Consider the following 13,501-nt stretch of genomic DNA (forward strand, 5'->3'; position numbering starts at 1 on the left):
CACGCATGTCTCTCGCTATCGTTCACAGCCGGGCTCAGGTGGGTGTGGGTGCGCCTGCGGTCACGGTCGAGGCGCATCTGGCCAATGGGCTGCCGGCGCTGACCCTGGTGGGGTTGCCGGAGGCATCGGTCAAGGAGAGCAAGGATCGGGTGCGCAGCGCGATCCTCAATTCGGGGCTTGAGTTTCCGGCGCGGCGGATCACGTTGAACCTGGCGCCGGCGGATCTTCCGAAAGACGGCGGGCGGTTCGATCTGGCCATTGCGCTGGGCATCCTGGCGGGCAGTGGGCAGATTCCGGCGATAACGCTGGATCACGTGGAATGCCTGGGCGAGCTCGCGCTTTCGGGTGCCGTGCGGCCTGTGCAGGGGGTGTTGCCCGCTGCCCTTGCCGCTCGCGACGCGGGACGCACGCTGATCGTGCCCAGGGATAACGCCGAAGAGGCGGCGCTGGCCTCGAACCTGACGGTGATCGCTGCGGACGATTTGATGCAGTTGGTCAGTCACTTCAACGGGCGCAACCCGATCAGCCCCTTCAATGCCAATGGGCTGCTGCTGGTGAGCAAGCCTTATCCGGACTTGAGCGAAGTACAGGGTCAGGTCGCGGCCAAGCGGGCGTTGCTGGTGGCCGCCGCTGGCGCGCACAACCTGTTGTTCAGTGGCCCACCGGGAACGGGCAAGACCTTGCTCGCCAGTCGATTGCCCGGATTGCTGCCGCCGCTGGACGAGCGCGAAGCGCTGGAGGTGGCGGCCATTCAGTCGGTAGCCAGCCATGTGCCGCTGAAGAATTGGCCGCAGCGGCCCTTTCGGCATCCCCATCATTCTGCATCGGGTGCGGCGCTGGTGGGCGGTGGCAGTCGGCCACAGCCAGGGGAAATCACCCTGGCGCACCATGGCGTGCTGTTTCTCGATGAATTGCCGGAGTTCGACAGGAAGGTGCTGGAGGTCTTGCGCGAACCCTTGGAGAGCGGCAGATGGTATTCTCACACTTTGCCAAACGTCACAGGAAACTCGGAATGCCTACTGCCTACGCCTATATCCGCTACTCGTCCAAAGCCCAAGGCGAAGCCGGTAGAGACTCCGTAGACCGTCAAATGGCGTCAATTCAAGCCATCACAAAGCAACAAGGTATTGAGTTGCCGCCTGAAAATATCTACTCGGATACAGGCATATCTGCACACGATGGAAGCAACAAACGAAAAGGAAAACTAAAAGAACTCATTGATATGATAAGCGACATGCATATCAAAGAGGTCGACTATATATTCGTTGAAAGTATCGACCGGCTTAGTCGTCAAAGACTTCTACAAGCAAAAGAACTGGTCAATGGCATCCTTGAAAAAGGCGTTATTTTAATAACCACCATTGATGGTCAACGATATGAAAAACCAAACGAAACAAACCGTATTGATGACTTACAACAAGACATTCTTTTAAGTGTCATCGCAAAGCGAGCATACGAAGAAAGCAAGACGAAATCAGTTCGTAGAAAGTCCGCATGGAATAGAGCCAAGAAGTTAGCCGAAGAAGAGAAGGTCATTTTCAACGCCCATAACCCACCGTATGGCATTCGATACAACAAAGAGCTTAATAGCTTTGAAATCGAGGAAGAAGAAGCTCAGGAAATAAGAGATTTCTTTGAGAGTTTGAAATATGTTGGCGTGTCGCTATCTATTAAAAAGCTCAATGCTTATTCAAAACGAAAATGGTCAAATAGAAATATAAAGCATTTAATAGATACGAAATACGTCCTCGGTGCCTACATGGCTCAACGAAGAGACGAAAACAAAAAGAAAGTATTTGAGCGATACATTGAAAACTATTACCCACAAATCGTTTCATACGAGCTATTTAATGAAGCAATAGCCGCAATGAAAAATAGAGCACATAGAAAAAACTACGGCAACCAAAGTGTGGGTAGCTTGAATATTTTCCGTCATAGCATCAAGTGTGATTGCTGTGAAGCATCTATGCTTTTTGAAAAACAAACAAATCCCAAAGGCGTCGTTTATCCGTATTTTCAATGCTACACACGCAAAGAATTAAAAAATGGATGCGACCAACCACGATTTCGTTTTGACTTGGCGTTTGGATTATTTCTTGAACTCATATATCAGTCAACAACAAATGAAGATTTCGACGTTCACCCATGGCAGAACGAAGACCCAAACCCTGAACGTCAATATGAATGGATAACTCGTGAAAGCGGGATGACTTATCGTCTCCCAACAAAAGAAGATATTGATGAAGAGGAACGGGCAGAGAATTTTAGAGAATTATTAATCAAGCTCCTGTCAAACAGAGAGAGCCAAACCAAAGACAACAAGAAAATTGTGGAACTGAACAACCTTTTGCTTGAACAAAAAAGTTATAGAGACAACCTAATGAAATCTTTTGCTGGTTTCACCAGCGGCGTTATCCCAAAAGAATTCTTAGATGTAGTGAGCAAAACAGAAGCAAATATCAACGATATTGAACAAAACCTTGCAGAACTACAAACGCAAATAAATATCAAGAAAACCACTATAAACATTTATTCGGAAAACGACATAATTGATTTGTATAAAACAGAAGATGGCCGCTTAAAAATAAATCAATTCTTTATTGCTAACGATATCACTTTCAAATTCAACTTCGAAAAAACATCAAGAACTTTGTTCGCTAAGATTTTCCAGAATGGTTTTGAAATTGACCGCATAGCCAAACAGTTCAGACTACACAACCCCCTTAAAGAGTTTGGCATCAACAATCTCAACGAATACTTTAATTGACGTCATCATAGTCAAGGTAGGCTGCCTAATCAGGTGGCCTTTTTTATGTCTGCTATACGTTACTATACGCTGCTACACACAACTAGCACGCCACCTACTCACTCTTGAACACTATACAAACTTGAAAACATTTTAATATATGGTAACTTGATATTAGTAGTTTGAATTCTTTATATGCGAGCAATGTAAATGTATAGCAAATTCACTTCGTTCTTTGCTTACATTTACGCTCGATTTTTCGCACTACGTTTGAAAAATTAAAATCAAAAACAAATAAACAACCATGAGGAATGTATGAATGACAATAAAAAACCAAGACAATTAAATGTGAGAATTTCCGAAAGTGATTACGTAAAAATTGAACACCAAAGAGGCTTGATAAATAAAAGCCAGTCCGGCTTTATTTCTCATATTGTCAATAATGGCATAAGTGAAATTATTGAAGTCACCCATCCTGAGCTTAGACAAGATATTGATAAGATTGAAAAGTTGCTGGGCGGATATGGGAACAACCTAAATCAAATTGCCAAAAGTCTAAACGCAATAGAAGAACCACCCTTTGATATTCTGCAACAAATAAGTGCTCTCGATAAAAACATAACCATACTTACTAAAAAGTTGGATAAGCTAAAAAAGGAGAAGTTAATCATTGTAGGTAAGTCATGATACGTGAAAAGCTAAGCACTCAAAAATCTAAATCAGCGGTTTACAAAACAGCCAAATACTTCAATAAAGAAGATGGTTGCATCTTATTCGAGTCGAACATCTACACGCCTTTGAATGCTTCAAGGAAAGATATTGCGAAATCAATATCGCAATCAATAGAAAGCGATGTTACTGACAAAAAGAAAGGCAGGAAGCACTCAGTTAGAACCCAACACGATGTTGTTAGCTTTCATACAAATGACAACATCACACCAGAGCAAGCCCGAGATATTGCAAAAGAGCTTTATGAGGCTACGCATAAGCTTTCAAACAGAAAGTATGCGTTAGGTGTTCACATTGATACCGACGAGGTTCATGTTCACATTGTATGGTCGATAAAAGATTTTGATGGTAATTGCTATAACGTTGGCAACGACTATCGCAAGATAGAAAGAGAATGTGACAAGTTAGAAAACAAATATGGACTAATTAAACCAGATAACAGGATTGCAACAGACATTGACAGATTGGAAAAGCATCCAGACTTAAAAGGTAAAAGTGAATCCGTTAAGAAAAGAGCAATTGCCAATGCAATCAATAAAAAGTATTCCAAGAAGCTTCCTTCGTCCAATGAACGCATGCTTGATGTTCGAGGCATAATTTCCAACAAGCAGCAGATGAAAGACGTTTTAAACGTTTATCTTGCTAGTTCCTCAACCCCTTCCGACTTTATCAACCAGATAGCTGCGAATGGTTTTAATATCATTCACAATGGTAAATCATCTTTCTCCATTCAACATGAAGACCAGACATTCAAAGCATCCGAGCTTGGTTTGTCTTACAAAACACTTAAAGCGAAACTAGGTGATGACACTGGATTTGAGCAGACTTTGAAAAATAAGCACAACGTTAAAAAATACGAAGATTGCTCTATTGCTTCCAATGAAGCAGAACCCGACTACATGAAAAAGATTAAACCGAACTCAGTGCTTGCCACTAAGTTCAAGTTTATTCAGCATAACGACAAGGTTGAATATTTCTATAATTCAGCCAGCAGCAAGAAATCATTCGAGTATTTTAAAGACCCGTCAAAAGTTTCATTTCATGATTTATCAAGACAGTCAGCAAAGGCTGGTATTCAAAGGCTTGTTGCTGACGCCAAACCACCACAATCATTCACAGTGAACGGCCCTAATTTCTTTAAGAAAAATATATGGCTTGAATTTCAATTGATGGGTTTGGAAAACAAAGGGTTCAAGTTAGAAGGTTACAAACCTACCCCAGCAGATTTAGACGAATTGAAGAAAATTCAAGAGCACTACGCTTCGATGAATAAGAAGCCAGAACCTAAACCACAACCAGCACCAGCACCAGCACCAGAAGCCCCTACGGTGGCCGTAGAGCCACCTAAGCCAGTTGAGCCTGTCATTGCTCCACCTGTTCAAACCACACCAGCGAAGCCAGTAGAACCAACAAAGCAGGGTGAACAAGGACAGGTTGCACCTACCAATGACGATTTGATAGATGAGTTGATGAGAGAGTTTGAAACACCCAACCATATACCAGTCACACAAGCTCCTACGGAAGCCATAGAACCATCAACATCAGTCCAGCCTGTCGTAGATGAGCTTTACACACTGATGCAACCAGAGCCGCTTCCAGAACCTGAAAGCGATAAGGTTGAAGGTGACTATTCAACATATTCTAATGATGAACTCGTGGAAGCATTTGAAGGTATACAGAAAAAGCTTGAAAAAACACTATTTACTGGAAACAGTAAAAGCGACATTGCGGGCCATAGATACATGGACAAACAAAATCTTATCTATGAGAGAACTGGCGAAGTGAAACGCCAATATGATTTAAGGCAGGACTTTTATAAGGTGTTTGATGAAATTAAGGAAAGAGACCCAGCGGCAGCAAAACAGCTTGAACAAGCTTTTAAAGCACAGATGGCAAATAAAAGGGCGGTTAAGTTTGATTTAAAGCCGCAGTTAAATAAATAGCCCTATCAGGGCTTTATTTGTCTTGGTTTTGAAAGTTTCTAATCCCCACTTGTAGCGTTACATCTTTGTTGAACCCGTTAACCTTGCTTACATTCAAGTATTCTTTCATGCAGTCATTTAAAAAGCGAGACAAAGGGAACTTGTGTTCTTTTGCTACCACTTTGAATTGATTGAGTGTTTCAGCATTCAGTACAATTGTACAAGGCTTTAAGCTTGATTTTGTTTTTTTCATGACATCCTCTTTTTTATTTATATATATTAATTGGAGCATAAATAAAAACAAAGTCAAATAAATACATATTTTTCATGACAAATTCTGGCACAAAAAAAACCAGCATTCGCTGGCTGATAGGCTATCCGACCGATTACATCTTCAAGCAGTTATCCCAACACTCATAAGGAACCTTACTTTGGTCTACCAGTGCTTTGAACTCGCCGTCTACGGTATCATAAAATAAGTCACACTCACTATTGTTGTGTATGCTTCTAATGTTTTCATACATACCATCGAGGCCCAATTTTCTAATGAATTTTAAAACTTCTTTTTTTCCGCTAGCCACTCTTATTAATTTCATATTTATTATTCTCCCATGCCCTAGCTACAATATAACATGGCATTCTAGTAAATCAATAGATAAGTATGTATTTATTAGATGGCAGCAGCATCAAGCGATGAAGCATCGACAACCTTGCAAGTGGATTTAATATCAATTACTTCGTTCGTTTCCAAGTCAATTATGTATTTACCTATTAGGCTTTTGCCAAATACATCACCCAGCAAATCATTTTTCATAATTTGAACTTCATTAAAGACCCTCCTTATTTTGAGCTTTCCATTAACAAACATAGAGAAGCCTACAAAGTCGTTTCTTTCAACAAACATGAACGCCTTATCAAGAGCTTCATTTTTGCCCTTCAAGAACGATTTTCTTTTCAGTTCTCGCCATAATGAAAGCGTGTTTTTAACACCGAACATTGCATATCTACGAACAGACCACAAAGCTTGAACAGCCCTTACTTTTTTATGATTTGAAATTTCTAACTTGTCAATATTTAGCACGCCGCCTTTCAATTCAAAGTCCATGTTGAATGACTTAGTTAGATACTTCATCACGTATGATGTTGCCTTGCTTTTTGTTGTGTCAATTTCTTCAATTCTTACGGCGTTTTCCGAGTGTCTAAAATGCTTGTTAATCAAGATTACCAGCTCGTCATAATATTTCTTATTAACATACATTAAAGCATGCTTATGGAAGCACTGGTCTTTGTGAGGCTCGACAGCCCAGAAACCATTCATCTCAATCTTATGTCTATGAATGTCTTTTCTAAAAGCGTTCCACAAGCCTTTCAAGTAATCATTACTATCTTTTGGGGTTGTACCATCCCAAGAACTAACACCTTTTGACGGCATTGGGTGAAATCTTGCCGGAGCGGTGAAAGTGATAAAAAGAGGCTTGTAGTCAAGTCGCTTGGCGTAGCTGTCCAACGATGAAACTTGAATATATATCTCAGCAAATCTTTGTTTTTCAGTGCTCACTACTTTTGATAGTGGGATTTTCTTATGGTCTGCGTAAACAACGTATTTGCTCAATATGTATTCATATTGTTTTTGCTCTGCGGTTTCTCTATCTCGAACAACTTCATCACTACAAATCTCAAATGCTCGGCCTGAACCAATCAACCCTGAATGCAGCTTTAAAAGTTCGTTTCTTTGTTTTTGTATTCTTTTTATTTGTGATTTAAGTTTTTTTTCATCAGCAATATTGATGAGCTTGTCTTTTATAGCTGACCCTTTGATGTCCTTTATTTTGATACCATAACCGATATCCCAATCATTCTTTATGTGTGAAAAAACACTATCGCCGGAGTCATCGTTTTTAAGATTTCTCTGTTTTATTATTAGTTGTTCTTGAATTCTCGTGAAAACAAACGTGATATTTTTGACGATTTCGTTCAAATCGCCAGCTAGAATGTATTTATGTTGTATCTTCCAACATTTATATTCTTCGCAAGTGGCAACCCAAGTGAATTTATCTTTGAGGCTTCTTATTTCTTTGGCTATGTTTTCACGCTTTCTTTTTGATGAGTTGTTTAACTTATTTTCAAGACATTCCTTTGCATTCATCTTTTTTTCGATGGCTCGCTCAAAAACATACTGCCTTTCACATTCTGCAAGGAAGAATTCAGGAGTAAGATTTTTTAGAGTTATGCGTTGTGGAATAAATATCATGCAAGCTTTTATTGTTCATTACTAATACAAATAGCATGCCGTGCGTGATTGTCAAATAAATACATAGTTTTTGCCATCAACATTCAAAGTAGTTGATTTTTTTAAAAAACAAAAACGTCCAAAAAAACCTATAAAATCAACTTGCGACACTTATTTAAGAGTTATCCAAGAAAGTCAAAATCAAAAGCATCTGGGTATTGCGAACCAAGTTCGCATATCAAAATCAAAAAGCATCTTGGGCAGGAGAATTTCCAAAAATCAAAACTTATGGAATAGCCATTTCTAGGTGATTTACTATCTTATGCGTATGTTAATACGGAGAATTAAAAGACGCCATTTTTTACCTATTTCTGTTAACGCACCAAAAAAGTGCATTGAGTTTTTTATAGGTTTTCAGGTCATTTATTGAGTTTCCATTTTCATGGATAGTCGTTTTTTGGCTTAAACTCAATGAAAAACGCTGTCAATAGCAAAGCAAAAATAAATTTAAGGTCGAACCTTATTAGTCAAATAGTGTTAGACCTTAATCAACGGAATCATTCTGCTCATTTTTCAAACTTGAACAAGTTCAAGCTCTCAAAATGACCTTGCTTACCTATACTTATGATTTGCACCGCTTTCAGCGATTAACAGTCCAACGATACGAGCCGCCCAAGTAATCACCAGAAGACCAACGACTATAAAGAACAAAGTCCACATTCCTTTGAAAGCACTGGCTAACAATGCAAATGGCACTACTGCTCCCCCAAGCAATACCATGCCGAGAATCGCCCAAAAACCACCCCACAGGAACCACGTAGTTAAAAGGCTGATGAGAAAACTCAGAAGACCGAAAACATATGAGAATATGTATATAGTTGTACCAGTAAAAACCCTAAGCCTTTTGAATATTGAAAGCGGCAACAGCACAACCAAAATCAACCCTATGCATATCCATCCTATTGATATTAACGGCGGAATTATTTGTTCGTAAGCTCTGGTTATACCTGCAAAAAATAAGAACGGTAATGCCAGCAGTCCTAGAAAAATGGCAATCCCGAAAGCAATGCTCCCAACCTTTGATAGAAATTCCATACAACCTCCTGTTGGCAAAGTGCCATTCTCAGGCCAATCGGCAGAAAAAATCCATTACAAAAAGAATGTGTGGAGTAACCCCCTACCATTCGAGAGCGGCGAGATCGTGATTGCGCGGGCGCGGGACAAGATTCGTTTTCCTGCGCGGTTCCAATTGGTGGCGGCGATGAATCCGTGCCCCTGCGGGTATCTGGGTGACCCCAGCGGTAAATGCCAATGCGGCAGCGATCAGATCCAGCGGTACCGCAACAAGCTGTCCGGGCCGTTGCTGGATCGGATCGATCTGCATCTCACGGTGGCGCGGGAGGCGACGGCCCTGAGTCATGAGCCACAGGCGGGTGAAAACACAGCCAGTGCCGCCACCAAGGTGGCCGAGGCGCGTGAGTTGCAGAATCGGCGTCAGGGTTGTGCCAACGCGTTTCTCGATCTGCCGGGGTTACGCGAGCATTGCAGGTTGTCGTCCGAGGACGAGCGCTGGTTGGAAACCGCGTGTGAGCGGTTGACGCTGTCGCTGCGCGCAGCGCATCGATTGTTGAAGGTGGCCCGCACCTTGGCGGATCTCGAGCAGGCGAAAGATATCGAGCGGGCGCATGTTGCGGAAGCGTTGCAGTATCGGCCTTCGGCGCAGTGAGCCGTGGCGGGAGATATGCAGTGGAGCCAGAAGCATGATTGCGTTTCAGCAGGCCAATCGGGGATACCTCCGACGCGGCTTGCACCGCTGCTACAGGGGATCGGGCATTCATGCATTACCGCGTCGGCGGTGGGTGCGGTGTATCTGTCGGTTACAGAACGACGCGCAGGACCTGGCCGGCGTGGTAGAGGGAGAAGCCGGTTTCGTAGACGCCGGTACGCAAACCAGGCGCCGACACCGGTTTATTCGCGCAGAACGGCAGTGGCAGTTTGTCGGCCTGCCCATGCAACAAGAACTGCGCCAAGGCTTTGCCCACGACGGTGCCGGTGGTGTTGCCGCGGCCGTTGTAGCCGGTCACCGACACCAGCCCTGGAGCGGGTTCGAACAGGCGCATCAGGTGGTCGGGGGTGAAGTCGATGCAGCCGGTCCAGTGCATTTCCCAGTCGACCTTGCCCAGTTGCGGGAAGTAATGGGTCTGGATACGGTCGGCCCAGCGGCGGATGAACCAGGCGGGTTTGTTGTCCACCCGGCCCATGCTGCCGAGCAACAGACGGCCGTCGTCGTCGCGGCGGATGCTGCTCAGCACCAGGCGGGTATCCCAGGAGCCTTGCCCATGTTTGAGCACGGCATCGGCGGCTGTCGAATGCAGGGGCTTGGAAGCGACCTGATAGTAGTAGCCGCGGAAGAATTGGCCGCGCAGGTTGCACCAGTCGCCCTCGGTGTAGGCACCGGTGGAAATCAGCACTTTGTCGGCGTTGACTTCGCCCTTGGCGGTCTTCACCAGCCAGCCCCCGGTTTGTTGTTCCAGACCCAGTACCGGCGAGTGCTGGAACACCTGCCCTCCCAGACGCTGAACCGCCGCGCCCAGGCCACGGGTGTAGGCCATGGGATTGATGGTGCCGGCGCGGCGGTCGAGCAGGGCCGCTTCGATCTTTTCGGTGCCGCAGTAGTCGACGCATTGCGCCCCGGTGAGCAGCTCCACGTCAGCGCCCCGCCGCTGCCATTGCTCGCAGCGCGATTTCAGGTCAGCCACGCCATTGGCGTTGTGGGCCATGTGCAAGGTGCCGTCGTTGTGGGCCTGGCAGTCGATGCCATAGCGTTCGATCAGCGCGAAGACTTCGGCCGGTGCACCGCCGAGCACGGTGTTGAGGCGACCACCCACGGCACTGCCCAAGGTCTGCTCGACTTCGTCGGGCGGAATCCAGGTGCCGGCGTTGACCAACCCGACATTGCGCCCCGAGCCGCCCGTGCCGATTTCACTGGCATCGAGCAGCACCACGCGCTTGCCCTGCTCCAGTAATTCGATGGCCGCGCACAACCCGGTGATACCGCCGCCGATCACGCAGACATCCGCCTTTACCACACTGGCCAGAGCCGCCGTGTGAGGGGGCCTGGCGGTGATGTGTTCCCAAAGACATTGTTGCCGTAGTTCGCTCATGACTCATTCCAAGCCAGGGAAATCGGGTTCGGACCGCGCCGCCGTCATCGCGGGCAGAGCCCGCTCCCACAGGGATATCCATTGCAGCAAAGATCCCTGTGGGAGTGGGTTCCACCCGCGGTAGCGCCAGCCCCGCCACCACATCACTCAACCATCAATCAAACACGATGCCCTGGGCCAGCGGCAGCTCGCGCGAGTAGTTGACGGTGTTGGTCTGGCGGCGCATGTAGGCCTTCCAGGCATCGGAGCCGGATTCACGGCCGCCACCGGTTTCCTTCTCGCCACCGAAAGCGCCGCCGATTTCCGCGCCACTGGTGCCGATGTTGACGTTGGCGATGCCACAGTCGCTGCCGGCCGCGCTCTGGAAACGCTCGGCTTCGCGCAGGTCGGTGGTGAAGATGCACGAGGACAGGCCCTGTGGCACTTCGTTGTTCAGGCGCAGGGCCTCGTCGAAGTCTTCGTAGCTCAAGACATACAGGATCGGCGCGAAGGTTTCGTGGCGCACTACGTCCGACTGCCCCGGCATTTCGACGATGGCCGGGGCCACGTAGTAGGCGTTCGGGTATTGATCGGCCAACTGACGCTCGCCACCGAACACTTCGCCACCCTCGTCACGTGCCTTGGCCAGGGCACCCTGCATGGCGTCGAAGGATGGCTTGTCGATCAGCGGGCCGACCAGGTTGTCCTTGCGCGGATCGCCGATACGCACCTTGGCGTAAGCCGCCTTGACCCGAGCGAGCACTTCGTCCTTGATCGAGCTGTGCACGATCACCCGGCGCAATGTGGTGCAGCGCTGGCCTGCGGTGCCCACGGCACTGAACAGGATGCCGCGCACGGCCAGGTCGAGGTCGGCGCTGGGGGCCAGAATCATGGCGTTGTTGCCGCCCAGTTCGAGGATGCTGCGGCCGAAGCGCGCGGCGACCCGTGGTCCGACTTCGCGGCCCATGCGGGTGCTGCCGGTGGCACTGACCAAAGCGACGCGCGGGTCGTCGACCAGAGCTTCGCCGGCTTCGCGATCACCGATGATCAGTTGAGCCAGGCCCTTGGGTGCATCGCCGAACTGCTCCAGGGCCTTGTCGAACAGTGCCTGGCAGGCCAGCGCGGTCAGCGGGGTCTTTTCCGACGGTTTCCAGATCACCGAATCACCGGCCACCAGGGCCAGGGCGGTGTTCCACGCCCACACCGCCACCGGGAAGTTGAACGCGCTGATGACGCCCACCACACCCAGCGGCTGCCAGGTTTCACGCATGTGGTGGCCAGGGCGCTCGGAGGCGATGGTCAGACCGTACAGTTGACGAGACAGGCCGACGGCGAAATCGCAGATGTCGATCATTTCCTGCACTTCACCCAGGCCTTCCTGAGTGATCTTGCCGGCTTCGATCGACACCAGCTCGCCGAGCTGGGCCTTGTGGGCGCGCAGGACTTCACCGAAAAGTCGGACCAGCTCGCCGCGACGCGGTGCCGGCACGGTGCGCCAGGCCAGGAACGCCTCGTGCCCCAGAGCGATCTTGTCGACGACCTGCGCCTTGGATTCCAGGCTCACCGAGGCGATCTGGCTGCCATCGATCGGGGTATGCACGGGATGGTTGCCATCCTTGAATGCACTCGCCGCAACACCCAGGCTTTCGAGCAGGCCATCGACCATTGTTTTCTCCTCACAAGGCTTTAACGATAAGAACGAATTGAGATCAGTATTAATCCGCGGGCCAGACCACCACAACGGAGCAATATTCCATATATCATTCCCTCACCTCATGACCTTGCGCCGATGCCTCCATGTCAAAACGCCTTGTTCCTTCGATGACGGCCTTGCAGTGTTTCGAAGCGGCCGCCCGCCACTTGAGCTTCACCCGCGCCGCGGAAGAACTGCACCTGACCCAGAGTGCGGTCAGCAAGCAGGTCGCACAGCTCGAAGACATGTTGCGCCATCACCTGTTCCTGCGCATTCGCCGACGTCTGCAACTGACCCCGGCGGGCTCGCTGTATCTGGCCGAGGTGAACAAGATCCTCACCCAGGTGGACATTTCCAGCCGCTACATCCTGTCCTACGGCGATGAAACCGAAGTGCTGACCGTGGCCACCCAGCCCAGCTTCGGTGTGGGTTGGCTGATCCCCAAGCTCAAGGGTTTCGGCAAGGCGCACCCCAATATCCATCTGGACATCCGCAACGAGCTGGAGCCGTTCGCGTTGCTGCAGGCCAAGGCGGACGTGGGTTTCTTCTTCGGCCAGGGCACCTGGCCCGGGGCGACCTGCATCGAGCTGTTCGACGATCAGGTGGTACCGGTGTGTGCGCCCGACCTGCTGGAACAGCCGTTGAGCAACGCCGAGCAACTGGCCGAGCAGGTGCTGATGCAATGCACGTCGCGGCCCGAAGCGTGGCACGAGTGGTTTCTGGAGCAGGGCCTGAGCGCCCAGAACAGTTATCACGGTCCCCGTTTCGATACCTTCTACATGTGCCTGAGCGCAGCGCTTGCCGGCTGTGGCGTGGCGCTGGTGCCGCGTTATCTGGTGGAGAACCACCTGGCCAACGGCGATCTGGTCATGCCCTGGCCGCACACCATGAGCAGCCAGGGCGCGCATTTCGTGGCGTTTGCCGAGCATGCGGCGGAAGTCCCGAAAGTGCGTGCGCTGGTCGACTGGATCCTCGAGCAGGTCCCGTCCTGACAACCCAGGCGGATCAGAGGCAATGCCGACTTGCAGGAATGACCCC

Annotated in this window: 9 protein-coding genes and 2 pseudogenes; 6 read left to right on the forward strand and 5 right to left on the reverse strand. The window is 48.5% G+C overall.

The annotated features are described in order from the left end of the window. Positions 1–5: 5 nt before the first annotated feature. The 4 genes and pseudogenes from AC788_RS09055 to AC788_RS22065 form a co-directional block, all read left to right on the forward strand. A pseudogene (locus AC788_RS09055) lies at positions 6–968 on the forward strand (YifB family Mg chelatase-like AAA ATPase); the annotation flags it as partial. Between the two features lie 44 nt (positions 969–1,012). Then, positions 1,013–2,767 (forward strand): recombinase family protein, encoded by a 1,755-nt coding sequence (locus AC788_RS21300; RefSeq protein ID WP_161804294.1) that lies wholly within the window; start codon positions 1,013–1,015, stop codon positions 2,765–2,767. Between the two features lie 294 nt (positions 2,768–3,061). Continuing rightward, positions 3,062–3,433, forward strand: coding sequence for a plasmid mobilization protein (locus tag AC788_RS09065; RefSeq protein ID WP_049860334.1), 372 nt, complete (start codon positions 3,062–3,064; stop codon positions 3,431–3,433). Next, positions 3,430–5,418 carry a relaxase/mobilization nuclease domain-containing protein gene (locus tag AC788_RS22065; RefSeq protein ID WP_082223626.1) on the forward strand — a complete coding sequence of 663 codons (1,989 nt, stop codon included), beginning with the start codon at positions 3,430–3,432 and terminating at the stop codon, positions 5,416–5,418. Before AC788_RS09065 ends, AC788_RS22065 begins: the two co-directional genes overlap by 4 nt. A gap of 13 nt (positions 5,419–5,431) precedes the next feature. Here the strand turns inward: AC788_RS22065 and AC788_RS21600 are convergent, their stop codons facing one another. The 3 genes from AC788_RS21600 to AC788_RS21605 all read right to left on the reverse strand — a co-directional run bounded on the left by AC788_RS21600 (position 5,432) and on the right by AC788_RS21605 (position 8,722). Then, on the reverse strand, positions 5,432–5,650 hold the full coding sequence (locus AC788_RS21600; protein WP_142580191.1) for a hypothetical protein: 219 nt from the start codon (positions 5,648–5,650) through the stop codon (positions 5,432–5,434). 417 nt (positions 5,651–6,067) lie between these two features. Then, the gene (locus AC788_RS21310; protein WP_082223627.1) at positions 6,068–7,648 is read right to left on the reverse strand and encodes a replication endonuclease; all 1,581 of its coding nucleotides are present in this window, start codon (positions 7,646–7,648) and stop codon (positions 6,068–6,070) included. A 591-nt stretch (positions 7,649–8,239) separates the two neighbouring features. Then, on the reverse strand, positions 8,240–8,722 hold the full coding sequence (locus tag AC788_RS21605) for a hypothetical protein (protein ID WP_049860337.1): 483 nt from the start codon (positions 8,720–8,722) through the stop codon (positions 8,240–8,242). A gap of 85 nt (positions 8,723–8,807) precedes the next feature. Here AC788_RS21605 and AC788_RS09085 point away from each other — a divergent pair. After that, positions 8,808–9,353, forward strand: a pseudogene (locus tag AC788_RS09085) (ATP-binding protein); the annotation flags it as partial. 151 nt (positions 9,354–9,504) lie between these two features. Here AC788_RS09085 and amaA read toward each other — a convergent pair. Further along, positions 9,505–10,791, reverse strand: a complete 1,287-nt coding sequence (gene amaA, locus AC788_RS09090; protein WP_049860338.1) for an L-pipecolate oxidase — start codon at positions 10,789–10,791, stop codon at positions 9,505–9,507. A gap of 154 nt (positions 10,792–10,945) precedes the next feature. Continuing rightward, positions 10,946–12,436 carry an L-piperidine-6-carboxylate dehydrogenase gene (amaB, locus tag AC788_RS09095; RefSeq protein WP_049860339.1) on the reverse strand — a complete coding sequence of 497 codons (1,491 nt, stop codon included), beginning with the start codon at positions 12,434–12,436 and terminating at the stop codon, positions 10,946–10,948. A gap of 131 nt (positions 12,437–12,567) precedes the next feature. On the opposite strand from amaB, the gene AC788_RS09100 reads away from it, so the two are divergent. Next, a complete protein-coding gene (locus tag AC788_RS09100) occupies positions 12,568–13,455 on the forward strand; it encodes a LysR substrate-binding domain-containing protein (RefSeq protein WP_049860340.1) in 888 nt (295 codons plus the stop codon). Positions 13,456–13,501: the final 46 nt, after the last annotated feature.

The sequence above is a fragment of the Pseudomonas sp. RIT-PI-a genome (genome assembly GCF_001187875.1).
GTDB classification, from domain to species: domain Bacteria; phylum Pseudomonadota; class Gammaproteobacteria; order Pseudomonadales; family Pseudomonadaceae; genus Aquipseudomonas; species Aquipseudomonas coleopterorum.